Origin of the sequence: Collinsella sp. AM29-10AC, from assembly GCF_003469085.1 — a bacterium.
Lineage (GTDB): Bacteria > Actinomycetota > Coriobacteriia > Coriobacteriales > Coriobacteriaceae > Collinsella.
The window spans coordinates 1-25,209 of record NZ_QSKB01000020.1; the positions used below are offsets into that span (position 1 = coordinate 1).

23 protein-coding genes, 1 tRNA gene and 1 other RNA gene are annotated in these 25,209 nt (G+C 59.2%); 8 read left to right on the forward strand and 17 right to left on the reverse strand.

What is annotated here, in order from left to right; genetic code table 11:
* Positions 1 to 702, forward strand: a 702-nt coding sequence (locus DW754_RS07400; RefSeq protein WP_233508949.1) for a hypothetical protein, incomplete at its 5' end; no start/stop codon positions are given.
* 348 nt (positions 703 to 1,050) lie between these two features.
* Here the strand turns inward: DW754_RS07400 and ffs are convergent.
* Positions 1,051 to 1,146, reverse strand: an RNA gene (gene ffs, locus DW754_RS07405) — signal recognition particle sRNA small type.
* Between the two features lie 453 nt (positions 1,147 to 1,599).
* A complete protein-coding gene (gene tadA, locus DW754_RS07410) occupies positions 1,600 to 3,381 on the reverse strand; it encodes a tRNA adenosine(34) deaminase TadA (RefSeq protein WP_117759272.1) in 1,782 nt (593 codons plus the stop codon).
* A 51-nt stretch (positions 3,382 to 3,432) separates the two neighbouring features.
* Between tadA and DW754_RS07415 the strand changes: the two genes are divergently transcribed.
* Positions 3,433 to 3,522, forward strand: a tRNA-Ser gene (locus DW754_RS07415).
* A 3-nt stretch (positions 3,523 to 3,525) separates the two neighbouring features.
* Here the strand turns inward: DW754_RS07415 and DW754_RS07420 are convergent.
* Complete coding sequence (locus DW754_RS07420) at positions 3,526 to 4,110, reverse strand: TetR/AcrR family transcriptional regulator (RefSeq protein ID WP_158561641.1); 585 nt, start codon at positions 4,108 to 4,110, stop codon at positions 3,526 to 3,528.
* Positions 4,111 to 4,321: 211 nt separating this feature from the next.
* Between DW754_RS07420 and DW754_RS07425 the strand changes: the two genes are divergently transcribed.
* Complete coding sequence (locus DW754_RS07425; protein ID WP_082421874.1) at positions 4,322 to 4,873, forward strand: LemA family protein; 552 nt, start codon at positions 4,322 to 4,324, stop codon at positions 4,871 to 4,873.
* 29 nt (positions 4,874 to 4,902) lie between these two features.
* Here DW754_RS07425 and DW754_RS11080 read toward each other — a convergent pair whose 3' ends face one another.
* The 6 genes from DW754_RS11080 to DW754_RS07455 form a co-directional block, all read right to left on the reverse strand.
* Positions 4,903 to 5,352 (reverse strand): hypothetical protein, encoded by a 450-nt coding sequence (locus DW754_RS11080; RefSeq protein WP_199411472.1) that lies wholly within the window; start codon positions 5,350 to 5,352, stop codon positions 4,903 to 4,905.
* Positions 5,353 to 5,427: 75 nt separating this feature from the next.
* The gene (locus DW754_RS07435) at positions 5,428 to 5,856 is read right to left on the reverse strand and encodes a type I restriction endonuclease (RefSeq protein ID WP_117759270.1); all 429 of its coding nucleotides are present in this window, start codon (positions 5,854 to 5,856) and stop codon (positions 5,428 to 5,430) included.
* Between the two features lie 9 nt (positions 5,857 to 5,865).
* Positions 5,866 to 6,861 carry a YhcG family protein gene (locus DW754_RS07440; protein ID WP_117759268.1) on the reverse strand — a complete coding sequence of 332 codons (996 nt, stop codon included), beginning with the start codon at positions 6,859 to 6,861 and terminating at the stop codon, positions 5,866 to 5,868.
* A 2-nt stretch (positions 6,862 to 6,863) separates the two neighbouring features.
* Complete coding sequence (locus tag DW754_RS07445) at positions 6,864 to 7,049, reverse strand: hypothetical protein (protein WP_117759266.1); 186 nt, start codon at positions 7,047 to 7,049, stop codon at positions 6,864 to 6,866.
* Positions 7,050 to 7,596: 547 nt separating this feature from the next.
* Positions 7,597 to 8,649, reverse strand: coding sequence for a branched-chain amino acid aminotransferase (locus tag DW754_RS07450; protein ID WP_035138743.1), 1,053 nt, complete (start codon positions 8,647 to 8,649; stop codon positions 7,597 to 7,599).
* 297 nt (positions 8,650 to 8,946) lie between these two features.
* A complete protein-coding gene (locus DW754_RS07455) occupies positions 8,947 to 9,585 on the reverse strand; it encodes a VTT domain-containing protein (protein ID WP_117759264.1) in 639 nt (212 codons plus the stop codon).
* Positions 9,586 to 9,809: 224 nt separating this feature from the next.
* On the opposite strand from DW754_RS07455, the gene cysE reads away from it, so the two are divergent.
* The gene (cysE, locus tag DW754_RS07460) at positions 9,810 to 10,514 is read left to right on the forward strand and encodes a serine O-acetyltransferase (protein WP_117759262.1); all 705 of its coding nucleotides are present in this window, start codon (positions 9,810 to 9,812) and stop codon (positions 10,512 to 10,514) included.
* A 112-nt stretch (positions 10,515 to 10,626) separates the two neighbouring features.
* Here cysE and DW754_RS07465 read toward each other — a convergent pair whose 3' ends face one another.
* The 4 genes from DW754_RS07465 to DW754_RS07480 all read right to left on the reverse strand — a co-directional run bounded on the left by DW754_RS07465 (position 10,627) and on the right by DW754_RS07480 (position 15,332).
* Complete coding sequence (locus DW754_RS07465; RefSeq protein ID WP_199411471.1) at positions 10,627 to 12,639, reverse strand: ABC transporter ATP-binding protein; 2,013 nt, start codon at positions 12,637 to 12,639, stop codon at positions 10,627 to 10,629.
* A 1-nt stretch (position 12,640) separates the two neighbouring features.
* On the reverse strand, positions 12,641 to 14,365 hold the full coding sequence (locus DW754_RS07470) for an ABC transporter ATP-binding protein (protein ID WP_117759260.1): 1,725 nt from the start codon (positions 14,363 to 14,365) through the stop codon (positions 12,641 to 12,643).
* Positions 14,365 to 14,865 carry a MarR family winged helix-turn-helix transcriptional regulator gene (locus DW754_RS07475; RefSeq protein ID WP_117759258.1) on the reverse strand — a complete coding sequence of 167 codons (501 nt, stop codon included), beginning with the start codon at positions 14,863 to 14,865 and terminating at the stop codon, positions 14,365 to 14,367. Before DW754_RS07475 ends, DW754_RS07470 begins: the two co-directional genes overlap by 1 nt.
* A gap of 176 nt (positions 14,866 to 15,041) precedes the next feature.
* Positions 15,042 to 15,332, reverse strand: a complete 291-nt coding sequence (locus DW754_RS07480) for a hypothetical protein (protein ID WP_055251737.1) — start codon at positions 15,330 to 15,332, stop codon at positions 15,042 to 15,044.
* Between the two features lie 294 nt (positions 15,333 to 15,626).
* Between DW754_RS07480 and DW754_RS07485 the strand changes: the two genes are divergently transcribed.
* Positions 15,627 to 16,148, forward strand: a complete 522-nt coding sequence (locus tag DW754_RS07485; protein ID WP_117759256.1) for a nitroreductase — start codon at positions 15,627 to 15,629, stop codon at positions 16,146 to 16,148.
* A 41-nt stretch (positions 16,149 to 16,189) separates the two neighbouring features.
* Here the strand turns inward: DW754_RS07485 and DW754_RS07490 are convergent, their stop codons facing one another.
* From DW754_RS07490 to DW754_RS07500, 3 genes are all read right to left on the reverse strand, one after another.
* Positions 16,190 to 16,765 carry a hypothetical protein gene (locus tag DW754_RS07490; RefSeq protein ID WP_147336389.1) on the reverse strand — a complete coding sequence of 192 codons (576 nt, stop codon included), beginning with the start codon at positions 16,763 to 16,765 and terminating at the stop codon, positions 16,190 to 16,192.
* Positions 16,766 to 16,849: 84 nt separating this feature from the next.
* A complete protein-coding gene (locus tag DW754_RS07495; RefSeq protein WP_117759252.1) occupies positions 16,850 to 18,067 on the reverse strand; it encodes a helix-turn-helix domain-containing protein in 1,218 nt (405 codons plus the stop codon).
* A 273-nt stretch (positions 18,068 to 18,340) separates the two neighbouring features.
* Positions 18,341 to 19,375 (reverse strand): YeiH family protein, encoded by a 1,035-nt coding sequence (locus DW754_RS07500; RefSeq protein ID WP_117759250.1) that lies wholly within the window; start codon positions 19,373 to 19,375, stop codon positions 18,341 to 18,343.
* A gap of 193 nt (positions 19,376 to 19,568) precedes the next feature.
* On the opposite strand from DW754_RS07500, the gene DW754_RS07505 reads away from it, so the two are divergent.
* Positions 19,569 to 20,270 (forward strand): GntR family transcriptional regulator, encoded by a 702-nt coding sequence (locus DW754_RS07505; protein ID WP_050766156.1) that lies wholly within the window; start codon positions 19,569 to 19,571, stop codon positions 20,268 to 20,270.
* A gap of 118 nt (positions 20,271 to 20,388) precedes the next feature.
* Here the strand turns inward: DW754_RS07505 and glmS are convergent, their stop codons facing one another.
* Positions 20,389 to 22,236, reverse strand: a complete 1,848-nt coding sequence (glmS, locus tag DW754_RS07510; RefSeq protein WP_117582939.1) for a glutamine--fructose-6-phosphate transaminase (isomerizing) — start codon at positions 22,234 to 22,236, stop codon at positions 20,389 to 20,391.
* 317 nt (positions 22,237 to 22,553) lie between these two features.
* Here glmS and DW754_RS07515 point away from each other — a divergent pair, with 317 nt between their 5' ends.
* Positions 22,554 to 23,687 (forward strand): LacI family DNA-binding transcriptional regulator, encoded by a 1,134-nt coding sequence (locus DW754_RS07515; RefSeq protein ID WP_233508907.1) that lies wholly within the window; start codon positions 22,554 to 22,556, stop codon positions 23,685 to 23,687.
* Positions 23,688 to 23,903: 216 nt separating this feature from the next.
* Positions 23,904 to 25,109 (forward strand): ATP-binding protein, encoded by a 1,206-nt coding sequence (locus DW754_RS07520; RefSeq protein WP_117759248.1) that lies wholly within the window; start codon positions 23,904 to 23,906, stop codon positions 25,107 to 25,109.
* Positions 25,110 to 25,209: the final 100 nt, after the last annotated feature.

Below are 25,209 nucleotides of genomic sequence, written 5' to 3' on the forward strand. Positions count from 1 at the left end.
GGGCGGAGGCGGGGCATGCCCCGCCTCTTACACCACATCTCTGCGCGCTACCAATCCCTTCCTACCATGCAAGCGAACGTCGATGCAGCTCAAGCCGAATGCGATAAGGCCCACAACCGGACAAGAGCCCTTGAGGCAGAATTAAATAAAATCGACTACACGACTCCTGCCGAAACTATTCGGCAGTTGCAAGAGGCGATCACAGAGGCAATAATGCAAGAAAATTCCTGTGAAGATGAGCTTGAGCACTGCCGAATGCGCCTCGAAAGTCATAAAAGCCTGATTTATTTCTTTGAAAGCGAAGTGGAGTTTAATAAAACCCATCTCGACGGAGAAACAGCCAAGCGGGATGTGCTCCTCGACGATTTGAAAAGAGCGCAAACGGCCTATGACGACGCCTGCAAGGCATACGAAGAGGCAAAGGCCGCGGCGGACAAGACCGCCTCGCCCGAGATAACGCAACCGACCGAGACGACGCCTCCCTCCAACTCGACGCAACCGACCGAGACGACGCAGCCCACCGGCTCGCCCGCGACCGGCAAATACGCTCCATCGAGCTCCACCAAGCAAGCAGATACGACCGCCGGCAAGCTCGCGAACACGGGAGATGCAGCGCCGAGTGCAATCGCACTCGCGGCAATCGCCGCCGCAGGCCTCGGAATAACCGCCACAGCCACACGCCGCATCAGGAACTCAAAATAGCCGCCAGCGGTTATTGTCTTCGCCAATCCACAAGCCCAGAGACAAAAAGAGGCCTGTTTCCCCACCTAGGGAAACGGGCCTCTTTAACTACAAAAATTCAAGCAACAGCACCGCCGCCTCTTGAACCACGTAGCCATCAATGCCCAAACAACGCCAACGAGCAGCAAAAGACACGGGATTAAATTATTCAGATAAATGTGACCCTTCAGGTGGTTTTGGTCGGCTACCCGCGAGTGCCGGCAGGGCGCTTGGTAGTCGAGCGATCCCGCAGGCAAAGCCGAGGACCAGCGAGACACCAAGCGCCCTGCCGGCACTCGCGGGTAGCCGCGGCACCAAAAAGCGCCTGCGCACTCGATGGATTCGGATGCCCGACAGAGGCTCCTTATGGCTGCTTCCTTCCGGACCTGACCAGATTCGGAACATGTCGTCATCCGAACCCATCGAACGCGCTAGGCGCTCGGTATATCTTACCTGCTCCCGCCCGATGGGGCAAGACAGCTAATTTGGGACGGGGCTTTTTTGACTACTTTTTGACTGGGGGCATCAGAGTGGCGAAAGTAGTCAAGAAAGCCCCGACCCAAAAAGACCGGTCTGACGCTGCACCACGAAAAGGGCCTATCTACTACGTTTTGGTCACAGGGGTCAACCATAGCCGGCTTTTTCGGAAATCGGCAAGCTCTCTACCTGCGGTTTTAATTTCACAAAATCCGGGATGGTCGAGGTAGCTCGGTCAAACGTAGTAGATGGCCGCATTTCGTGGCAAACGGTCCGACCCAAGGCCCAAGGCGGCCAGCCTCGGATGACCATTCACGAAGTTGCGGTGGAATACGGACTGAATTGGCGCCTTAAAGGCAAAAACACTCCGTATTTCACCGCAACTTATCGAGGGGATGGGTTTTAGAGGCGGGCGAGGTCGTAGGCTTGGGCGGCTGCCTCGCCGGCGCAGATGAGGTTGGTTGTGGCCTCTTGCACACCGAGCGCCTGGTCGAGGGGCATGGGCTTGCGACAGATCGGCAGTACAAGGTCGATGCCCTGCCCATACACCGCATCCAGGTTGACGGCGCGACCGCCCACGACGGCGACCACCGGCTTGCCATATCGCTTCGCACGACGAGCCACACCCACCGGCGCCTTGCCGGCAGCGGATTGCTCATCCATATTGCCCTCGCCCGTTATGACCAGGTCGACATCGCGCACGCGCTCGTCAAATCCCACGAGATCGAGCACCGTCTCCACGCCAGAGCGCAGCTCCGCACCGAGCGCCAGCAGCGCAGCACCTAGGCCGCCCGCAGCACCGGCACCGGGCACGCCGAGCACCGAGCCAAATGTCCGTGCGCCCTCGGGTGTGCGCATCAACCCCTGGGCTCGAGCTCCGGCAATCGCCGCATCGAGCAAACGACCGTAGCCGACCATCCAACTGTCGTACCTGCGTAGCGCCTCGGTATCATCTGTCGGCAGGCCCTTCTGCCCACCGAACACCGCTAGGGCACCTCGGCGTCCCACGAGTGGGTTCTCGACATCGGAAAGCACCACGACACGCACGCCGTTCAGCGCCCGAAGCGCTGGCGCCAAATCGATACTCACCACGTGTTCGAGACCCGCGAGACCGGGAGCGATATCGCGGCCGTGCTCATCGACCACACGCGCGCCCAGCGCCTGCAGCATGCCGGCGCCACCGTCGTTGGTGGCGCTGCCGCCCAAGCCAATATAGATAGTCTTTGCGCCCGTGCGAACCGCGCGAAGCATGAGCTCGCCCACGCCATAGGTTGTAGCGGCCAGCGCCGACGACTCCGTGCAAGGCGAGTACCCGATGCCTGCGGCTTCGGCCATCTCAATAACAGCCGACTCGTGCTCGCCGTCCACCAGTATCCGGGCGGACACGCGGTCGCCAAAGGGGCCTGCCACCTCGCAGGTCACAATCTCACCGCCGCACGCGGCAACGGCATCGAGCGTTCCCTCACCACCATCTGCCAGCGGCAACGTGGCCACCTGGGCATCGGACCACACACGGCGCACGCCTTCGGCAACCGCCGCCTCCGCCTGCGCGCTCGAAACGCTACCCTTAAAGGAGTCGATCGCCAACAGCACACGGCGGGGCCGGCGGCACGCGGCACCAAAATCGACCACCTCAACGGCGATTTCTTCGGCACACGCAAGCGCCTCGGCATGGGCGGCATGTGCCTCAAGATCGGCCCCGCAACCGCAGCCAGTACCATCGGTGCCACGCAACCCACTAAAATAGCCGCTCAACACCTCACGACACTCGTCTGCCAGCACGCCAGCCGTCACGTTAAACCGATGATTCAGGCGCGAGTCGGCATTCAAATCGTATAGGGATCCCAACGCACCCGCCTTGGCGTCGCTCGCGCCATACACGCAGCGCCCCACGCGCGCGTTGACCATAAGCCCCGCGCACATGCAGCAGGGTTCGAGCGTCACGTAGACCGTACAGTCGGAAAGGCGCCAGCGGCCAAGCGTCTGGGCAGCGGCGCACAGGGCCGCGAACTCTGCATGCGCCGAAGGGTCCTGGTCGAGCTCGCGACGATTATGCGCCCTCGCGACGATCTCGCCGTCGCGCACCACTACGGCTCCGATAGGCACCTCGCCCACCGCCGCGGCGGCTCGCGCCTCCGCCAACGCCTCGCGCATGAACTTCTCGTCGATTTCGGTGATCGTCATCGTTCGCCTTCCCTGTTGCAAATTCAAAACGATGCTATCATTACGACTCACGGAGAGATGGCAGAGCGGTTGAATGCGGCGGTCTTGAAAACCGTTGAGCGCGAGAGCGTTCCGGGGGTTCGAATCCCCCTCTCTCCGCCACTTTTAGTGATGCACCGGCGTCATGGTTCGCTCGAACAGCGCATCGACCACGTCGGCTATCTCAGGTCGACGCTCAAGATCGTGGCCCGATTCCCACCATATCGTGAAAAGTCGAATAATACCGCCGGCGACAAACTCAGACGTCGTCTCGAGTGACACGGGGGCCAGGGCATCCTCGGCAAGCACGTTCATCACACGCTCGCGGATGGAGCGGGCAATGCGGTCGCAAATAACGTTTGTCAGCATGCCCGACATGCTGCTTGCCAAAATGTTATCCATGAGCTGCTCGTGCGCCAAAATCAAATCCATGGCATCGTCCAAAATCGCGTGTCGAAGCGCGCGCACGTCCTCGGCAGACACTGCGCCGGCCTCGCCAACCCGCTTTTGCGGCAAACCCGACATAAGCTCATCGATATAAAAGGCAAAGTAATCGTTCTTGTCGCGAAAGTGCTTGTAGAACGTCGTGCGGCGAATCATGGCGCGGTCGCACAGCATGGCAACCGTCAGGTCCTCAAAACGATGCTCCTCGAGAAGCTCGGTAAAGGCATCGAACAGGGCACGGTAGGTTTTCTTGATGCGAAGGTCCACTGGTATCGCCATCCTCAGGGCAAAGACAACACTCGTCAATCTGTCGCATATCTTACACCTGTACCTCGCGCGCTTTGCCCCAGTGCCAACCCCACCGAAAACATAACGCTTACCGGAAAGTTCGGCACGGCAAAACGTTGCGGGTATACTAGTAGCGTTATACCAACGGCAGCTGGCGCATGCCGCCGCGGCCATTCGAAACGGAGACATCATGATTACCGTCATCATCGGCATCGTTGTTGTCATTGTGATTGTCTGCGCCATCGCCGGCATCTACAACAACATGGTCACCAAGCGTAACCGCATCGATAACGCCTGGCAGAACATCGATACGCAGTTGCAGCGCCGCAACGACCTGATCCCCAACCTGGTCGAGACCGTCAAGGGCTACGCCAAGCACGAGCAAGAGACGCTCTCCGCCGTGATCAGCGCGCGCAACACCGCCGTCAAGGCCACCACGCCCGAGGCCAAGATGGAAGCCGACAACGTGCTGACCGGTGCGCTACGCCAACTCTTTGCCGTGGCCGAGGCCTACCCCGATCTTAAGGCAAACACCAACTTTACGCAGCTGCAGGCATCGCTCGAGGATACCGAGAACAAGATTAGCTATGCACGCCAGAGCTACAACGATTGCGTGCTCAGCTACAACAACGCCATTCAGACGTTCCCGGCTGTCATCTTTGCCGGCATCTTCCAGTTTAAGGAGCGCCAGGGCTTCGAGGCCGCCGAAGCAGCCCGTCAGGCCCCGACCGTCAAGTTCTAAACAACAAGGCAGAGTCTTAAGCCAGTTCATCAACCCTTTGGGGCCCAAGGCGTAAACCTTGGGCCCTTTTCGTATCCCCGCACAACGCGCGGCCAAAAGGCCGCGCACCATCCCTCCCGGCGCACTCCGCAGGACGCAAGAAGCCCTCGCCGCACGAAGTGCGCAGCGAGGGCTTCTTGCATGTCCGAGGACGCGCCGGGAGGGAACATGGCATCGGCGGCGTCTTGTATTGCCTCGAGCTTTCCAAAGCCGTCTGCGGCGAGAAGTGTTTCCAACTCAAAGCCCCGATCGCTCATAAAAGAAGTGATCTGCCCCGTCAGCTCCCCAATACGCCTGATAAGTTCGTCCTTGCCCACCACCACATCGACCGGATCGCGGTCGTCACCTAAATCGCGCGTGTAGTCGGCCAGTGCCTGCCGCAGCGCCTTCACCACGCCCATGTAGTCCACGATAAGGCCGTTGCTCTTGCCCTCGGCCACGCGATTGGCGCGCGATGGCCTGCATAAGGCCGTGTGCCTTCATGGGCTTGTCGAAATACATCACCGACAGGGGCTTCACGTCAAAGCCGGTGAGCCACATGGCACACACGAACACGATACGAAGGGGATTGTGAAGTGAAATATTTGCGCAAGCTCGGTGCGGGGTGTGCCGTCCGCGTTTAGCTTGCGTACGGGAATGCCGTCGCGCAGCATGTTGTACTTGGCCTCGTTGATCTGAAGCAGGGAATCGCCCACAAACGTGTGCTCGAGCGTTTTGATCGCTTCAGCGACGTCGGCTTCATCCATCCATTCATTAAGTTCGGTCAGTGCGCTTTCCAAATCGCGCCTAAGCAGCACGTCATGGTAGCTCTCGCGCCCAAGTGTGCCATACAGCCCAAGCTTTTCCTCATCGAAGCAGTACTGGACGTCCCATCCAAGTTTCGCGAGCAGCTCGCCTGCTGGTTTCTGCACAGCCTCTTCTTCGGAATAACGGTTCTTGGACATGACAAGTTCCTAGATTCTTGTCTGCAGATCTTCTGGCGTCGGTAGGTATTCGAGGTATTGCTCCGGCAGCACATCCCCAAGCCGATACTCGCTCACGCCTATGGGCGCCGCAATGTCCCTGAGCGAGTATTCAGCCACCACGTTATCTTTTTCCTTACAAAGCAAAAGGCCAATCGTGGGGTTGTCCCCTTCGTTAGCAAGCTCACCATCCACGGCAGCAACATAGAAGCTCAATTGTCCGGTAAACTCCGGTTTGAACTTCTCGTTCTTTAACTCAATGACTACATAGCTTCGCAGTTTGACGTTGTAGAACAATAAGTCTATGTAGAAGTCCTCTTGGCCGACCGTTAGGTGATACTGCCTCCCCATAAACGCAAAGCCTGTTCCCAACTCCAACAAGAGCTTGGTCACATTGGAAACCATCTGCTCTTCGATGTCGTGTTCCTTTAGCCCTTGTTTAGCAGTGATGAAGTCAAAAACGTACGGATCTTTGAGCACTTGTTGAGCAAGCTCACTTTCAGGCGCGGGCAGAGTGCGCGTAAAATTGGTGGCCTTGCCCGCGAGCGCCTGACGCTCATAGAGCTTTAGATCGATCTGATGGTCGAGAACGGCTTGCGACCATCCATTTTCGACAATGGCATTCCTATACCATTCGCGACGGGCGCCCGGTTCAGTCTTGTCCAGGAGCTTCACGATGTGTCCCCAGGGAATTGTGCAATAGCTATTGCACAATTCTGAGTCAACCTCGCGCGCAAACTTTGCCATGTACTTGAGGCTGCGGACAGAAAAGCCCTTGATTCCGGGGAAAGCGGAGCGGATGTCTTGCGAAAGAGTGTCGATGAATTTGTTGCCCCATTCGGAACGCGCGACAACCTCATTGCCGATAAGCCAGTACATACGCACCATTTCGGAGGATGCTTTTTGCACAGCGTTGGCGCGTGCCTGATTGACGATAAGGACGATGTGATTAAAAGCGTCCTTGTACTCTTCGTTGTTCATCAGCATGGCTAGACCTCGATCTCGCCGGACATGAGTTTGGTGAAGCTCACGCCCGTAAGCTCGGCGGCCTGTTTGGCCACGTCGCGCATGTTCTTGGATATGCGAACCGTAACCGCCACGTTTTCGCCCTCGACCAAATAAGCCTTAAGCTCGCTTTCCGTAACGTTCCCGTCGATGAGGTCTGCGTAGCGCACGGCTCCTCCTTGCTTGCATGATGCAATACAGTATGTGGGCTCAATTTTATCAGACGTAGTAATGCGCAAAATGGCACTGTATTTACCGCACGAGCCATGGTCGCGGGGTTGCGCGCTAACGCAGCGGCGGTAAACCCAGTGCCTTATAGTGAACTCATAATGGACAGCGGCATCGCCCTGCGCTCGAGCGGCATCGCCCCGACCGCTTCATCGCCGTTTTCCACATGGGCCTGGGAGTCTCCCTACTCCTAGCCGGCCTCATCTTCGGCCGCAACTACGGCAAAGCCTTAGCAGCAAAGAAAACGGGGCGCACGGCCCATATATACAAAAAGCGCGGCCAAAAGGCCGCGCACCATCTTTTATTCAGACCCATCATTACCCGTCTCGTAAGTGCCGGGCTCACGCAGGCCCGAGGGCGACCTTCCTTTCCGGCGCATTCCGCAGGACGAAAGAACCTCCGCCGCACGAAGTGCGCAGCGGAGGTTCTTTCATGTCCGAGGACGCGCCGGAAAGGAAGGTTGCCCTCGGGCCGAACAGCTATGGCAGCTTACGCCACGGTGTAAACCCAGTTGTGCTTATCCTCAACAGCACCAGACTGGATGCCCGTCAGGGTCTCGCGGAGCTTCTTCATCACAGGGCCGATCTCGGTGTAGCCAGCCGGGAAGGTCACAGTCTCGTCGGCACCGTAGACCTTGTTGTCGATCTCGCCGACCGGGGAGATAACGGCAGCGGTGCCGCACAGGCCGCACTCAACAAAGGTGCCGGCCTTGACCTCGGCCCACTCGACGGGACGCTGGTCGACGGTCATGCCCAGGTCCTGAGCAACCTGAACGAGCGAACGACGGGTGATGGAGGGCAGGATGGAGTCGGTGTGCGACTGGGGAACGACGAGGGTGCCGTCCTCCTTCACGAACAGGACGTTGGCGCCACCGGTCTCCTCGACATAGGTGCGGGACTCGGAGTCGAGATACAGGTTCTCGGCATAGCCCTCGCGGTGAGCCTCCATCGTGGGCTTCAGGGACATGGCGTAGTTGAGGCCGGCCTTGATGTTGCCGGTGCCGTGCGGTGCGGCGCGGTCGTACTCGGAAACGCGCAGCTTGACGGGCTTAAGGCCGCCCTTAAAGTACGGACCGACCGGGGTCACGAGAATGCGGAACGTGTACTCAGGAGCGGGAGCCACGCCGATCACGTCACCGGAACCGATCATAAACGGACGCACGTACAGGGTCGCGCCGGAACCGAAGGGCGGAACCCAAGCAGCGTTGGCAGAAACGACCTGCTTGACGGCCTCAACGAACTTGTCCTTGGGGAACGGGGGCATCTCGAGGCGCTGGGCAGAGTTATACATGCGCTCGGCGTTCATGTCGGGACGGAAGCAGACGATGCTGCCGTCCTCGGCGGTGTAGGCCTTCAGGCCCTCAAAGACCTCCTGGCAGTAGTGGAAGATACCGCCGCACTCGGAGACGTGCAGGGTGTGGTCGGTGGTCAGGCCGCCCTCGTCCCACTCGCCATCCTTCCAATGAGCCTCATAGCTGTAATCGGTCTTCATGTAGCCAAAGCCGAGGCTACCCCAATCGATATCCTTCTTCTCGACAGTCATGTGTCGCTCCTTACATACACAGTTGCAAACTCGCGAACCTGCACGCAAGGACCGGGGCCGACCGCGTCGCAACGTCGCACGCCCGGAGCGTAGAGCCGGACGGGACACGCGAACGGCATCGAAGCCGATGGCACGTCGATTCGCATGCACGAGATTGTACTCCGCACGCGCGTCGGATAAAACGTTTTTCTTTAACTAACTAAAGTATTTTCATTTGACCGAAGCAAAAAGGCCCGCCACCGTAAGCGGTGACGGGCCTCAACTGCACGGTTTGCGCGCCGGCTCGATCTACGCGTTCTATTTGCCCAGCTTAGCCTTAACCAGACCGACCACGGTCGGGATGATCGACACGGCAACGATGCCGATAATCAGCAGCTCAAAGTGCTCCTGCACAAAGGGAATGCCGCCAAAGAAGTAGCCCAGCAGCGTAAAGACCGTCGACCAGGTAATGCCGCCCAGCACGTTAAAGATGACAAAGTTGCGCCAATGCATGCCGCCCATGCCGGCGATAAAGGGCACAAAGGTGCGGATAAACGGGAAGAAGCGGCCCAGGAAGATGGCCAGGTGGCCCCACTTGTCCAAGAAGTCCTCGGACTTTTTGATGCGCTCGGGCGTCATGGCCTTGACCTTGCCCGAGGCGATGATCTTTTTGCCAAAGAAGTGACCGATCATAAAGTTGCACTGGTCGCCCAGGATGGCAGCAGCCCATGCGACGGCCAGCAGGGCCACGATGTTAAAGCCACCGTTATGAGCAAAGAAGCCCGAAGCAAACAGCAGCGAATCGCCCGGGAGAAACGGGAAGAACACCACGCCTGTCTCAATGAAGATAATGAGGAACACGCAGCCGTAGGCCATAAGCGGGCCGGCGGCAATCCAGCTGGCGATCGCGGTGCGCGGGTCTTTGAGCAGCTCGGCGATAAAATTGATGAAACCCATGAAGTAAAACCTCTCAGTTGTGGGCGCGGATACGTCCAAGTTGACCAGTATACGGTTGTGACGCGGCAACGCACACGACCTTACAAAAGCGTGACTTCATTACCAGCAAGTTTGCATAATTGACACCTGTCGCGCAAAGCCGAGCAAGATTGCTCTTCCTAATCCCTAGCGAATCGCTATACTTTATTGAATTGCATTGTCGCGGCGCTAAGGGAGGGCGGCCGGTGAGCTTTATCAATACCATTCGCGAGGACATCAAGACCGTCCAGGCACAGGACCCCGCCGCGCAAAACGGCCTAGTCATCTTCCTTTCTTACCCCGGCCTGCACGCCAAGTGGAACCACGTGCCCGAGCACTGGCTGTGGGAACATGGACATCGCTCGCTCGCCCGCGTGCTCTCGCAAATCACCCGCCATATCACTGGCGTCGAGATTCATCCTGCCGCACAGATCGGCAAGCATTTCTTTATCGACCACGCCATGGGCGTCGTCATTGGCGAGACCACCATTGTGGGCGACAACTGCGTGCTCTACCAGGGCGTCACGCTCGGCGGCACCGGCAACGAGACCGGCAAGCGCCACCCCACCCTGGGCAACAACGTCACCGTGGGCACAGGCGCCAAGGTGCTCGGCAACATTCGCATCGGCAACAACGTCAAAATCGGCGGCAACTCGGTTGTCGTCAAAGACGTGCCCGACAACTGCACCGTCGTGGGCGTGCCCGGCCGCATCATCAAGCGCAACGGCTGCCGCGTATTCGAGGAAAGCTTCGACGCCAAGCAGCATCGCGAGTACATGCCCGACGATGCCGCCGAGCAGAGCGCCCTCAACCGCCAGGGCATCACCGAAAACGCCCGTCGCGTCAAGGAACTCGAGCGAGAAGTGGCCGAGCTTAAGGCCCTCGTCGCCAAACTCGTGGACGAGCACTAGGAACGCGAGCGGCACAAAACAACATCGGCACCGACGCAAAAGGCGCGCCAGGGAATCAATCCCCGGCGCGCCTTGTTTCCAATGTGACATGCGGGACTGTCCCTTTGTCACATTATGCGAACTGGCTCAGATAGAGGTCGGCGTAGGCGCCCTCGACTGCCAGCAGCTCCTTATGCGTGCCCTGCTCGATGATATTGCCGTGATCCATGACCAGAATCAGGTCGGCATCCACGATCGTCGACAGGCGATGCGCGATCACAAAACTTGTGCGCCCACGCATAAGTGCGTCCATGGCGCGGCCGATGGCAAGCTCGGTGCGCGTATCCACGCTCGACGTCGCCTCGTCCAGGATGAGAATCGCCGGGTTGTTGAGCAGCACGCGCGCGATGGTTAGCAGCTGACGCTGGCCCTGGCTGATGCTTTCGGCATCGTTGGCTACGCGCGTGTCGTAGCCCTGAGGCATGGTGCGCACAAAGAAGTCGACCTGGGCGGCGCGAGCGGCCGCAACAATCTCCTCGCGCGTTGCCTCGGGGCAGCCGTAGGCGATGTTCTCGGCAATCGTGCCGTCGAACAGCCAGGCGTCCTGTAGCACCATGCCAAACTGCTGCCGTAGCTCGCCGCGATCCATGAGGCGCGTATCCACACCGTCAAGCGTAATGCGGCCGCCGTCGATCTCGTAAAAGCGCATGAGCAGGTTGATGAGCGTCGTCTTGCCTGCGCCCGTGGTTCCCACCACGGCAATCTTCTGGCCCGGCTCGGCGGTAAACGACACGTCGCGCATGAGCGGCTTGTCGGGCGAATAACCAAAGCGCACGTGCTCAAAGGAGACGCGGCCCTCCACGCGACCCGGCAGCTTGGCGGCCTCGCCCGGCTGCGGATCGGCCTCCATCTCGGGCTCATCGAGCAGGTCGAACACGCGCTCCGCACTCGCCAGCGCGCTCTGCAGCGAGTTGAAGGTAAACGAGAGCTGCGTCATGGGCTCGGACGCCTCGTAGATAAACTGGAAGAACGCCTGGAACACGCCGACAGTCATCTGACCGGCCACCAGCATGTTGCAGCCCACGAGCGCGATCACGATCTGCGCCAGACGACCGATAAAGCGAACCGCGGGGCCCACAGCGTTAATCATAAAGTCGGCCTTGACGCTCACACGCGCCAGCTCGCCCGAGGCCTCGTGTACCTCGGCAGAACTCTGGCGCTCGCGGTTGAACGCGCGAATCACCAGACGGCCCGAGTAGCCCTCCTCGACCGCGCTCGTAATCTTGGACACCCACTCCTGGCGTTCGCCCGTTACATCATGCGTGCGGCGCGAAACCACTTTGGTCACCAGCAGCGACAGGGCCGTGAAGCCCAAAAAGACGAGCGTGAGCTTAACGCTATAGACGAACATCATGATGATGGCACCCGTCACGGTGCCGATCGACACAAGCAGCTGCAGCAATCCGCGCTGCATGCTCTCGGACATCTTGTCCAAGTCGTTGGTCGCACGGCTGACGACCTCACCGGGACGATGCGCGTCAAAGAAGGCAAGCGGCAGACGATTGAGCTTTTGTGCGATGCGGTTGCGTAGACGCAGGTTGAGGCGTTCGGCCACGCTCGACATCAAAAAGCTCTGGAGCGCATAGAACGAGGCAGCGGCAGTCCAGATCATAAAGTAGACGAAGATGGTCTTGCCGCAGTTCTCCCAGGTGATGTTGAAGGTGGTTCCGTTGGCAAACGCCACCTGCATATGCCCCCACAGCTCGTCGATGACGTGAGCGCTGTACGCCGGCGCGGCGGTGTTAAAGATGACGTAGAACACGATGCTCGCAAACACGATGTAAAAGCGCCAATGGTCGCCGGCGGCCTCGCCCCACAAGCGGCGCACCGTCGCCCAGGTATCCCGGGGCGTCTCGTCCTCGTCTTCGTCGTCCACGTCGCGCATACGTTCTGCCTCGGCACGGGCACGTTCGTCCTCGGCACGCTCGTTTTCCTCGTACAGCGCCTGGCGACGAGCCTCGCGCTCGGCCGCCTTGATGGCGACATCCAGCTCGAGCACCGCGGCAGCCTGGTCGACCGTTTTCTCAGCGGCGTCCGAATCGTTCGAATCGATAGCATCGCTGCACTTCTTGAGCTCCTCGGTCATGCTACTCACCTCCCTTCATCTGCGATTCCGCGATAGCGCGGTACACCTCGCAGGTTTCCATGAGCTCGTCGTGCGTGCCCAGGCCCACGACCTCGCCGTCCTTGAGCACCACGATCTGGTCGGCATGCAAGATCGTCGAGATGCGCTGCGCGATGATGAGCACCGCAGCGTCGCGCGTCTCCTCCTGCAGCGCATGGCGCAGCGCTGCATCGGTCTTAAAGTCCAAGGCCGAAAAACTGTCATCGAAGATATACAGATCGGCATGCTTCATGAGCGCGCGGGCAATGGCCAGGCGCTGGCGCTGACCGCCCGAAAAGTTCGTGCCACCCTGCGCCACCGGGGTATCGAGCCCCTGCGGCTGATCGAGCACAAAGGTGCTCTGGGCAACCTGGAGCGCGTGGAGCATATCGGCCTCGGTCGCGTCTTCGTTGCCAAAGCGCAGATTGCTTGCCACGGTGCCCGAGAACAGCCACGCCTTCTGCGGCACATAGGCAATGCGCCTGCGAATCTCGTCTTGCGAAAGCTCGCGCAGGTCGACGCCGTCCAGGCGAATGGCACCCTTGGTGGCATCGTGAAAACGCAGCAGAAGCTTTGCCACCGTCGACTTGCCCGAGCCCGTCGAGCCCACAATCGCGGTCGTCTGACCGCGACGACAGGCAAAGCTCAGGTCGCACAGGGTGTCCTCGTCGGCATCGTCAAAGCGAAACGACATGTGATCGAACTCAGCGACCGCATCCGCATCGCCCCCGGAGGCAGGCGCCCCGTCACCCAGCGTACGCTCGCCGTCCACGATGCTCGGCTCAATCTCCAACACCTGCTGCGCACGGTTCAGGCACGCCGCGGCGCGCGGCAGCGTCAGCACTACCATCTGCGCCATCATCACAAAGAACAGGATCAGGAGCGCATATTCCAGCACCGCCGAGATGCTCGCGATCTGCATGGCGTGGGCGCCCACGCGGTTGCCGCCAACCCACAGCACCGCTACCTCGGCGATGTTCATCAAAAAGAAGCTTGAGCTGTCGAGGCCCACAAACAGGTGGTTGACTTTGATGGCGTTGGCGGCGTAGTCGCTGAACACCTCGTCCAGGCGCCGCTCCTCGTGACGCTCCTTGTTAAACGCACGGATGACGCGCACGCCCACGATGTTTTCGCGCAGCACCACGTTCATGCGGTCGATAAAGCTCTGCAAGCGCATAAAGATCGGAGCCGCGTTGGCAACCGTAAAGACCGCCGCCACCAGCACAATCGCAACCACGACGCCCAGAAGCGTGCCCATGGCAGGATCGATAAACCAGGCGAAGATGATGCCCGCCACGGCCAAAAACGGCACGGGCAGCACCAGCTGAATGGTCTGCAGAATCGCCTGCTGAATCACGTTGATGTCGTTGAGCGAGCGCGTGATCATCGATCCGGTGCCAAAGCGCTCAAAGTCGCTGGCAGACAGCTCGAGCGACTTGTCGTAGACGGCGTTGCGAATGTCACAGGCCACGTTGGCCGCCAGGCGAGCCGAAAGATAACAGCCCAGCACCGCGCCACCGCTGGCCATGCCGGTCGCGATAAGCATGTACAGGCCGTTGCGCAGGATGTAGTCGACATCACCCGTCGTGATGCCGGTATTGACCATATTCGCCAACATCGTAGGTACCAGCAGTGTGCCGACGTTATCTATCAGCAGCACAAACAGTGTCACTGCAATCAGCCCGCGATACGGCCTCATAAACCTCATTAAGAGTCGCACGTCTCCCCCTCTTCTTGATTTTCCGCTTGGCTCTCGGCGGCCATCTGCTGTTTAAACGCCTCGCACTCCTCGTTGAGCACATGGGAAAACTTGCCGACCAAACGCATAATCTCACGCTGTTCCCAGGGCTCGAGCGCGCCAAAGGCACGCTGCTCGGCTTTAACCGCCGGCAACGCATACTGCTCGGCGAACCGCCGGCCTTCATCGGTCAAACAAACGACCTTGTTCTTACGACTGCCTTCGGCAAATTCCAGCGTCGCAAGCCCTCGCGCCGTTAGGGTTTTAATTGCCGAGTTAATGGTCTGCTTGCTATAGAACCATTCGCTCGTGAGCTGGCTCACGGCAACGTCTTCGTCCGCCGTGCTGATATCGACGAGCATCCAATGGGCGCAATCCGAAAGGCCGCAGGCACGCGCGAACTCTGAATAAATACGGTCGAGCCCGTTGAGCATTCGGTCAAAATCGACCGACGTAACCGCGCTATCCATCTCTCCCACCATTCGATAGTCCGAATTTTGACTAATTGAAGTTTCAGATTAGTCCGAGTTTTGACTATCGTCAAGGACTTCGTTCGCAGCGCACAGGCTATACAACATATCGACAAAAAAGACCGCCGGCGCAGGGGCAGCGCCGGCGGTCATGAGAGGAAATCGATTATTTGCTGCTAGGCGGCGACGGCCTCATAGACCGTAGCGCCCGAGAAGCTGTCATGCAGGCTCTTGCCGGCAATCCACGGCAGCTCGACGACCTCGCAGACCGTGTTGACCAGCTCGGAGCAGTCAGTAAAGTGGCCCTTGTCGTTGAGGGCCTCGCAATCCTGAACACGCCAATAGCCATCGGTGTGCGTGATGTAGTACTCGTGATCGTCAATCGTCACAAAAGCGCGCGTCTTGGAACGCAGCAGCTTCAGAAATCCTTCGAAGTCGGTCTCGACGACATCTCCAGCCTGGAACATGATGTTACCTCCTGGCCCGGCGCCACCACGGCGCATTGATAAACGTTGGTACTCCTTTAGTAAAACCTTTATCAGAGGTTATGCGTTCGTCATTTAGGCAAGTGGTAAAAAACCGCAGGGTAGACGGGATAAAACGTTTAACCATCCCATTTGTTTGTCACATTCTGAAGGTACTTTTATGCAAACCTACTTTCCCAATTGGAATCTATCCTTTTGGCCGGGCAATTGACCGTCTATCGTTTGAGCCCGACGGGTATGAACGGGGCATCTGCAACGCCACCGCAAGGAGACACCATGGAGACTATCGAAGCACTCATCCATCGCCGCAGCTGCCGCAAATACAGCGATCGTCCCGTCGAGGCCGAAAAGCTTGCACGTATTATCGAAGCCGGCCAATATGCACCGAGCGGCATGGGCCGCCAACCGGTGACGTTTGTCGCCGTCACCGACCCCGCGACCGTCGAGCGTCTCTCACAGCTCAACGCCCAGGTCATGGGCAGCAACAGCGACCCCTTCTATGGCGCCAAGACCGTTGTGGTGGTGCTGGTTGACCGCAGCGTGCCCACGTATCTGGAAGACGGCTCGCTCGCCATGGGCAACTTGCTCAACGCCGCCTATGCACTGGATGTCGATTCGTGCTGGATTCACCGCGCGCATGAGGTCTTTGACTCGCCCGAGGGCCTGGAGCTGCTGGCCAGCTGGGGCCTGCCCGCCGACGGCAGCCTGCGCGGTGTCGGTCACTGCATTCTGGGCTATGCCGAAGACACGCTACCCGAGCCCAAACCCCGCCGCGACAACGTGGTGTATGTAAAGTAATTAGTCCCGCCGTTCTAACGAACGGCGGACCCGCTCGCAACTTATCTTGCCGGTGGAGTTGTCGTCGTTTCGTTCGTGTGGGTCGTTTCGGCGCCGTCGCCCTGTTCGCCGTCGTCCTTTTGAGCGTCGGCGATGGTGGAGGCTGCCGCAACGATACCGCGCTGGGGCGCGACGCTCGTCTGGGTCTGAGCGCCCTCGACAATTTCTGTGCCTGCATGCGCGAGCTCGGGCGATTTAAACACTGCGTCCAAGTTGGCGCCGCCGCCGGCGTAGCCAAGCGCAGCGAGTGCGATGACGATCACTGCAACGACGACCGCGATCGGAACATAACGATGCCAACCAGCCGGATTGAGTCCGCTGCGACGAGCCGCCCCGCGGCTGATGTAGCCGAGCGTGCCGTCGTGCTTGAGCTTTGAGCCCACCACGCGTTTGCGGTCCCACAGCGAGGACTCTGCCTGCATTGCCAAGCGGGCACCTGTCGAAGGATAGCCGTATTTAGTGCGCTTGAACGAACCATCAAACCCCGAGGCGTGTTTGCCCCACGTCACCGATGTCGTGCGTCGGTTGACCGGTGCGGCGCTCCGCCTTCTGCGGCTCGGTTTTGTAGTCTCAGCCATACGCCCCCGCACGCCGTAACCAAATCGAAACAATAACGCTTTGGACTGTAGCACACGCGTCGCGCGCGGTCACGGGCGCCTCGCTCAACGGTCATCGTCCTTCAGCAAGCGCCACAGCGTTGTTCGGCTTATGCCCAGCACCTCCGCCGCACGGGTTCGGTTGCCGTGGAGATGATCTACAACCAGATGCGCGATATCTCGCTCGGTATCGGCCAACGGTCGCAGGATAAACAGGTCGCTTTCGAGTGTCGGGGCGCCAAAGGTTGCGGTCTTAATCACGTCCTCTTGGGCTAGCACTTCCTCCGCCACAGCGCGATCCACCGTGCCCGTCCCCACCAATATATACAGTCGTTCCGAGACCTCGCGGAGCTGCAGATAGTTGCGCGGCCAGCGGTAAGCATCGAGCGCCTTCGTCGCCGCGGCAGACAGCGTGGGCGCTGCCGTCCCAAATGCACCAGCGAGATATTCCAAATAGCGCGCAACCTTCGTCGACGCGGCTCCCTGCTCGACGATTGCCGGCGCCACGCTCACCGCACAGGCGAAGCGCTCGGTCACAAAGGCGGCTTGATCACTTTCGCTGCCGCCCGGCATGTCATTCGCCGTCAGCACCACATGGCAGCGCGTCGCCAACGCGGTGTCGGCCATCGTGGAAACGAGCTCGCGAAGGCGCTGGGGGCCAACCGCATTCCAGCCCGCAATGCAAAGTGTCAGCCCCGTTTGGAACAACGGCGATTCGGCGCTTTTGAGCACGTGGCGCCAACCGCGATCGGTAAGCTCATCGAGCGCAACGGCAACAAAGGGTTGATCGGCAAAAGGACCGTCCAGATAGAGGCGCTTGGCTATCTCGACCTGACCCGCTCCCAGCTCGCCCTCGAGCATAAGGGGCACACCGCGCGCGTAGCTCTCGGCGACCGGCGCAGCTACCGAGGCCGCCCCCTCAACGATGCCGTACGCGCTCGATTCGTAGCGGGCCTCAACTTCGTCGGCGTTGAGCCACTCGATGCCCGCATGTGCCGCGGCGCCGCGTACCTCGCGGACCACGACGACCCAAAGGCCCCCGCCTTCTTTGTCGGTGGGGCGAACGGTCAGGCTCAGGCGCGTACCCGCACGCCCCATAACCAGACGCGCGCCGTCTCCTATACGGTCGAGGCGCTCAGCGACAAAAGCCGCCACATCCCGCTCAAGCGCCGCGTCATTCATGGTCGAAATCGCGACATCCCCACGCGCATCGATTGCCAATGCCGAGGCCCCGGCAGCAGCCAGGGCCTCGGTCAAGATGTTCAGCTTGGCATCGCTATCCATGATTTGCCCCTGTCCGCGGCGACGTGCAACCGCCGACGGTCGCACGACCGAGTGTTTCAAAATTGAACGATATTGCTCACCAAACACTATAGGGCAGAAAGCGCCGTCCTGCGAGTATAGGTGTTGCCCCGCATCGCCATCCTGGCGGGGCGATAAGAGCTCTTCGGGACTTATAAACCTGCGGACAAGCCATACCCGCAAGAGCTCCTATCGCTCCACCGCAGGCTTGCGCTCACCAGCAACCAGCAACCAGCACGCGAATAAGCTACTTCTCTACCAGATTCCCAGCACGTGCTGCATTCCCAAACTCATGCACGCAATGCCAATCCAGCAGCAAAAGCCCAGCGCGATGGGCTTGCCGCCCTTTTTGACCAGCTCGACGATATCGGTATTAAAGCCAATAGCCGCCATGGCCATCACGATAAAGAACTTCGACAGCTCCTTGATGGGCGCCGTGATGGACACGGGAAGCTGAAGCACCGTGGTGATTACGCTCGCCAGCACAAAGAACAGCACAAACATGGGAAACGCGCGTTTAAGCGAGAACGTGCTTTTGGCGTCGCCGCCGGCCTTGCGCGCCAGATGCATCTGCCAGCATGCGAGGACCAACGTGATGGGAATAATGGCCAGCGTCCTGGTGAGCTTGACCACCGTGGCGCTCTCGAGCACATTGGCGCCGGGATGCATGCTGTCCCAAGCGCTCGCTGCAGCCGTTACGGACGAGGTGTCGTTGATGGCGGTGCCGGCAAACAGGCCAAAGCCCTCGTTGGTCAGCCCGAGCATACCGCCGAGCGTCGGAAACACGAGCGCCGCGATAACGTTAAACAGGAAGATGACCGAAATAGCCTGGGCAATCTCGCGATCGTCGGCATCGATGACGGGCGCGGTCGCGGCGATGGCAGAACCGCCGCAAATTGACGAGCCCACGCCCACAAGCGTCGCGATCTTGCTCGGCACGTTCATAACGCGGCAGAGCACAAAGGCGATGACAAGCGAGGTCGAGATTGTCGCCACGATAATCGGTAGCGACTGGGCGCCCTTGGACAGAATCTGGGAGAGGTTCATGCCAAAGCCAAGCAGGATAACCGCGTACTGCAAGACTTTTTTAGACGTATAGGTGACACCGACGGCGAGCTGTTCGCGGCGATTCTTGGGAAAGACGAGCGCCAGAACCATGCCGAAGAGGATGGCGAATACCGGCCCACCGACCACCTCAATCTGTTTGCCGAGCAGCGTTGCGGGGATAGCGATGATCAGGCAGAACAAGACACCCTTCCAGCGCTCGCGTACGATATTCGCCAGTTGCATATGGGATTCCTTCTTTCTCTTTCACGTTTGCGACGGCTTATGATACGGCAACATTGAGCGCAGCCTTGCGTAAACAAAGACTAAGATGCCGCAATAGTTCTTGGGCAACAGCCGAATTACCCACCGCGGAAAGCTGATTCGCGGCATAATTAACAACTGACATATGAGTTTGATAGAACAGTTGCGAGGCGCTATGGAAGAATCGATGCACGTCGGCGAGCAGGAAACGAGCCTACAGGACCAGTCCTACCACACCATTCGACGCAAAATCGTCTACCTGGACTACAAGCCGGGCGAAAAGCTGGGCGTCAAGCAACTTTGCGACGACCTGGATATGGGGCGCACGCCCGTGCGCGAGGCTTTGGTTCGCTTGGCGCAGGAAGGCCTGGTGCGCACCGTGCCCCAGAGCGGCACCTACGTCTCACCCATCAACCTCACCCTTGCCGAGAGTGCCTGTTACATCCGCGAGCATCTGGAAAAGCAGGTGATTGTGGAGTGCTGTGCGCGCGCCACGTCGGCCGGCATCGAGCAGCTCGACCGCGCCATCGTGCTGCAGGAAAAGGCCATGGCCGAAGAGGATCGCATCGGCTTCTTTTTGAGCGACAACCTCATGCATCACATGATTTTTAGCATCGCATGTCGCAGCACCGTGTGGTCGTGGCTCGAAGAGACCAATGCCGACCTGGAGCGCTTCCGCTGGCTGCGCGCCGCCACGCAGGTTCTCGACAATCAGGACATCGTGAACGAGCACAAGCAGATTCGCCGCGCTATCGCCGGTCGCGACCCCATCGAAGCGAGCTTTTTGGTCAGCAAGCACCTGCACATGATGTTCCGCAACCAAACCGAGGTTCTGGACCAGTTCCCCGAGTACTTCGAGACCAGTAAGCTCCGCTAACCTGCCAAAACCACCACAAAGGGGACAGGCACCTTTGTGCTGGTTTCTCCGTACAAAAAGGCCCGGCTCCGTCTGATGACGCGGAGCCGGGCCTTGGTCGTTAGAACGGCGGAACCAACTACTCGACAGTAACGCTTTTCGCCAGGTTACGAGGTTGGTCAACGTCGCAACCGCGCAGGATGGCGACCTCGCGGGCGAGCAGCTGCAGCGGGACGCTCGCGGTGATGGGGCTGAACACGTCGCGGACGGCCGGCACGCGGATGATGCAATCGGCAATCTTGTTGATCTCCTCGTCACCCTCGGTGGCAACGACGATGACCTTGGCGCCACGCGCCTTGCACTCCATGAGGTTCGACACGGTCTTGTCGTAGGTGGCACTCTTGGTGGCCACAGCGATGACAGGGAAGCCCGGGTCGATCAGGGCAATGGGGCCGTGCTTCATCTCGCCAGCGGCGTAGGCCTCGGCATGCAGGTAGCTGACCTCCTTGAGCTTGAGTGCGCCCTCGTAGGAAATAGCGGCACCCATGCCACGGCCCACGAACAGCGCCGACTGCGCGTCCTTGCACAGCAGGGCGGCCTCATGAACGGCCTCGGTCTGGGTATCCAAAATCCACTGGATCTGCTCGGCCGTATCGGAAAGCTCGCGGAACAGCATGCGCGCCTGCTTGGTGGTCAGACGGTACTTAACCTGCGCCAGCAGCAGAGCCAGCAGCGTAAGGCTCACGACCTGACCGATAAAGCTCTTGGTCGAGGCGACCGCGATCTCCTTGTTGGCCTTGGTGTAGATGACGCCGTCGCTCTCACGCGCCACCGGGCTGCCCACCACGTTGGTGATGCCGAAGACCTTGGCGCCCTTGATGCGCGCGTCGCGAATGGCGGCAAGGGTATCGGCCGTCTCGCCCGACTGGGACACGGCAACGACGAGCGTCGTCGGCGTAATGATGGGATTGCGGTAACGGAACTCGCTGGCCGCCTCAACCTCGGTGGGGATGCGAGCCCAACCCTCGATAAGGTTCTTGGCGATGAGTCCGGCGTGGTAGCTGGTGCCGCAGGCGATCACGTAGACGCGGTCGATGTCGTTGAGCTCCTCGAGCGAAAGGCCCAGCTCGTCGATGTCGAGCTCGCCGGCCGGCGTCATACGACCGACCAGCGTGTCGCGCACAACGCGAGGCTGCTCGTGGATCTCCTTGAGCATAAAGTCGGGGTAGCCACCCTTTTCGGCCATGTCTAGGTCCCAGTCGATGTGGGTGACCTTGGGCTCGATAACGTTGCCGGCCTCGTCGGTGTACTCGACGCCCGCGGGCGTGAGCTTGGCAAACTGACCGTCTTCGAGCACCACGACATCGCGGGTGGCGTCGATGAGCGCGATGACATCGGAAGCAACATAGGAGCCGGTTTCGCCCACGCCGACTACGATCGGGGAATCCTTGCGGGCCACGGCGATCACGCCGGGCTCGTCAGCGCACACGGCGGCCAGACCATAGGCACCGACCACGTGGGTGCAAGCCTCGCGCACGGAGGCCATCAGGTCGTGCGTCTCAGCATAAGCCTCTTCGATCAGATGCGCGAAGACCTCGGTATCGGTCTCGCTCTTAAAGTGGTGGCCGCGGCCCTCCAGCTCTTCGCGCAGCTCGGCGAAGTTCTCGATGATGCCGTTGTGGACGATGGCGATACGACCGTCGCAGCTGGTGTGGGGGTGAGCGTTAACGACGGAGGGCTTGCCGTGGGTGGCCCAACGGGTGTGACCGATACCGCAGGTAGCGTCGCTGTCGATGTTGGAAAGCTCGCTCTCCAGGCCCGCAACCTTGCCCACGCGGCGGATGACGTCGAGGTGTGCCGCGGCGCCCTCGCCCACCTCGAGCGCAACGCCCGAGGAGTCATAGCCGCGATACTCCATGCGCTTAAGGCCTGTGACCAGTATGTTCTTTGCAATATCAGAGCCGGTGTAGCCGACAATTCCGCACATAGGATAAATCCCTTCGTTCGCGTGACTGCAAGACGTCCACGCACAGGGGGCGCTGAGACGTATAACGTTCGAGTATTGTACTCACGCAAGCGCAAGCTGATATACCAGAAGTGGTATCTCAACTTAGATACCACTCGATGCACACATGCCCAAACCACCACGATGGGGACAGGCACCTTTGTGGTGGTTTGGGCTCCAGCGTTTGCCCAGATAAAACCTACCAAAATAAACCTGTCCCTAATTGGCAGGTTTTGACACCCTAGGGGTGGGCGATGCTACAATCTGCCTTGTACTTGAAACGCATCAAAGGGGCCGCTATGGCAAAGGTAAAAATCAGCGACGTCGCGCGCGAGGCGGGGGTCTCGCTGGGCACGGTATCCAACGCGCTCAACCACCCCGAAAAGCTGCGCCCCGAGACCCTCAAGCTCATCAACGAGACCATCAATCGCCTTGGCTACCTGCCCAACCAAAGCGCTCGCCAGCTGGCCGGCGGCACCACTAAGTCCTTTGGCCTTGTCCTCCCCCGTCTCGACCACGGCTTTTCGCTCCAGATTGCCAGCGGTGCCCACAACGAGGCACGCAAGCACGGCTATGACTTGCTCATCGCCAATGCCGATAACGACGACATTCTCGAGGATCATTACCTGCGCTATTTTATGGGCACGCAGATGTCCGGCGTCATGGTTCAGCCCATGGCGTCCCCCGACTGGCACCCCGCCATGGCCAAGATGCCCGTGCCGATCGTCCATCTGGACATCCACTGCTCCGAGCCCGGTTATTACGTGGCTGCCGACAACGAGGCACAAGGCCGCATTATCGCCGAGCTCGCCGTTGCCCGTGGCGCACGCCATATCACCGTTGTGGGCAGAGCGGCATTTATGCAGCTCACCTTGCGCGTACTTGGCATCCACAAGGCCCTCGCCCTGCATCCCGATATCAAGATCGAAGTCATCGACGCCGGCGAATGGAATACCGCTGCCGACGGCTACAGCATCGGTGCCCAGCTTGCCGAGCGCCCTGATGACAAGCGCCCCGATTTTGTCATCGGCCTGACCGACGTATTGGCCTCGGGCGTTATCGCAGCGCTGACCGACAAAGGCATCTCCGTCCCCGAGCAGGTCCGCGTGGCCGGCTGCGACGGCAACCCCCTTGCATGGAGCGGATCGGTCCCGCTCACTACGGTAGCGCCCCCGGGCTACGAGATTGGCCGCAAGGGCGTTCAATTGCTCATAGAGCAAATCGAGGATAAACCTGCCGCCAAGACCAAACGAGTCCGCATCGGCTCCGCCGCGCGCACCGTCACCACGGTCACGGCCAGCGAGGACATTAACCGTCAGGAGCTCGTGCGTCCCTTCTTGCTCGAGCGCGTAAGCACCCAAAATGCCAAGCCGCACCCGACGGGCCAACCCATGGTCCCAACAACCGACATCAACCTAGGCGCCTACTTGTGACAAAAAAACGCCGCAACGGAAACAGGCCCGCTGCGGCGTTTTTTACTGGCCCCATGTGCCCTCCCCGTTTAGCCGGACCTGCGGCTACGGATATTTACGGAATGTAATCCATTTTTCATTAACTTTTTTGTTAAAATAGACTCAATTCCATATTTTTAGATATTTCCTATAAGTATTGATTTTGCTCCAGTTTTTTCTCGCCAAGAAAGGGGTTTCATGAATCTGATTGATCGCAAACAGTACCTCGACTGGCTCATTTCGTGGAAAGACTCGCACGTCATCAAGGTCGTTTCGGGCGTGCGAAGGTCCGGCAAATCAAAGCTATTCGAAATCTACCGTAGCTACCTGCGCGATCATGGAATCACAGGCGACCAGGTTATATCCCTCAACTTTGAAGACCTGGAGTTCGAGTCGCTTACGTCGTATAGAGCACTCTACGACTACATTTCCGCCAGACTCGTCCCCGATAAGATGAACTACGTTTTTCTGGACGAGATACAGCACGTCGAGCATTTCGAAAAAGCCGTCGACAGTCTTTTTATCAAGGACAATGTCGACCTCTACATAACCGGTTCCAACGCTTATCTGCTCTCGAGCGAGCTGGCAACTTTGCTCTCCGGCCGCTACGTAGAGCTCAAGATGCTGCCCCTATCCTTTAAAGAGTTTTGCTCGGCAAAAACCAATGACGGAAAGGCTCCCGCGCAGTTGTTTGACGAGTACATCACCCGGGGCTCTTTTCCCTTTATCGCCGAGACGGGTATTCAGGGACCCCAGGCGCGCGATTATCTTATGAGCCTCTACGATACCATCGTCATACGCGACGTTATCGAACGCCTGAAGGTCTCGGACGTCCCGACCCTGCGCGATATCACCAAGTTCCTACTCCATAGCATTGGAAACCGGATCTCGATTAAAAAAATCTCCGACACGCTCTCGTCCAACGGCAACAAAACCGACCAGAAAACCGTAGCCAAATACCTCAAAGGCTTAACAGACAGCCTTGTGCTGTACTTTGCTCCGCGCTATAACGTGCGCGGTCGGCAGCTTCTTTCAACAAACGGCAAATACTACGCCGTTGACCTTGGACTTAGAGGTGCTCTCGTCAAAACCCAAAGCAGCGATATCGGTCATATCCTCGAAAATGTTGTTTATCTCGAGCTCCTACGCCGTGGATACGACGTCTACGTGGGCGATATCGACGGCGGGGAAATCGATTTTGTTGCCCTAAAGTCAGACGAGACAGCCTATTTTCAGGTTTCAGCCACAACGCTCGACGAAACTACCCTCAATCGAGAGTTGGCCCCCTTTAAGAAAGTCCGAGACAACTACCCCAAGACGCTTCTTACGCTCGACACGCTGTTTGCGGACGCGAACTACGAAGGAGTCCGCAAGCGCAACGTGATCGACTGGCTCCTGGAGTAACTCATAGCGCCCAAAGCCCTCCGCCGACCCCTTGCCAAGGCTGCACCCTCGATCGTTTAAAGCAAAAAAGCCCCTTTTATTCCACCCTAGCCACCCTCCG

Coding starts and splice junctions, on each gene's coding strand:
- DW754_RS07485 (WP_117759256.1), top strand. CDS start 15,627: ATGGAGACTATCGAAGCACTCATCCATCGCCGCAGCTGCCGCAAATAC.
- DW754_RS07470 (WP_117759260.1), bottom strand. CDS start 14,365: ATGAGGTTTATGAGGCCGTATCGCGGGCTGATTGCAGTGACACTGTTT.
- DW754_RS07435 (WP_117759270.1), bottom strand. CDS start 5,856: ATGTCCAAGAACCGTTATTCCGAAGAAGAGGCTGTGCAGAAACCAGCA.
- DW754_RS07425 (WP_082421874.1), top strand. CDS start 4,322: ATGATTACCGTCATCATCGGCATCGTTGTTGTCATTGTGATTGTCTGC.
- DW754_RS07440 (WP_117759268.1), bottom strand. CDS start 6,861: ATGCTGATGAACAACGAAGAGTACAAGGACGCTTTTAATCACATCGTC.
- DW754_RS07450 (WP_035138743.1), bottom strand. CDS start 8,649: ATGACTGTCGAGAAGAAGGATATCGATTGGGGTAGCCTCGGCTTTGGC.
- DW754_RS07505 (WP_050766156.1), top strand. CDS start 19,569: ATGGAAGAATCGATGCACGTCGGCGAGCAGGAAACGAGCCTACAGGAC.
- DW754_RS07455 (WP_117759264.1), bottom strand. CDS start 9,585: ATGGGTTTCATCAATTTTATCGCCGAGCTGCTCAAAGACCCGCGCACC.
- DW754_RS07465 (WP_199411471.1), bottom strand. CDS start 12,639: ATGACCGAGGAGCTCAAGAAGTGCAGCGATGCTATCGATTCGAACGAT.
- DW754_RS07520 (WP_117759248.1), top strand. CDS start 23,904: ATGAATCTGATTGATCGCAAACAGTACCTCGACTGGCTCATTTCGTGG.
- DW754_RS07490 (WP_147336389.1), bottom strand. CDS start 16,765: ATGGCTGAGACTACAAAACCGAGCCGCAGAAGGCGGAGCGCCGCACCG.
- DW754_RS07475 (WP_117759258.1), bottom strand. CDS start 14,865: ATGGATAGCGCGGTTACGTCGGTCGATTTTGACCGAATGCTCAACGGG.
- tadA (WP_117759272.1), bottom strand. CDS start 3,381: ATGACGATCACCGAAATCGACGAGAAGTTCATGCGCGAGGCGTTGGCG.
- DW754_RS07480 (WP_055251737.1), bottom strand. CDS start 15,332: ATGTTCCAGGCTGGAGATGTCGTCGAGACCGACTTCGAAGGATTTCTG.
- glmS (WP_117582939.1), bottom strand. CDS start 22,236: ATGTGCGGAATTGTCGGCTACACCGGCTCTGATATTGCAAAGAACATA.
- DW754_RS07495 (WP_117759252.1), bottom strand. CDS start 18,067: ATGGATAGCGATGCCAAGCTGAACATCTTGACCGAGGCCCTGGCTGCT.
- DW754_RS07515 (WP_233508907.1), top strand. CDS start 22,554: ATGGCAAAGGTAAAAATCAGCGACGTCGCGCGCGAGGCGGGGGTCTCG.
- DW754_RS07500 (WP_117759250.1), bottom strand. CDS start 19,375: ATGCAACTGGCGAATATCGTACGCGAGCGCTGGAAGGGTGTCTTGTTC.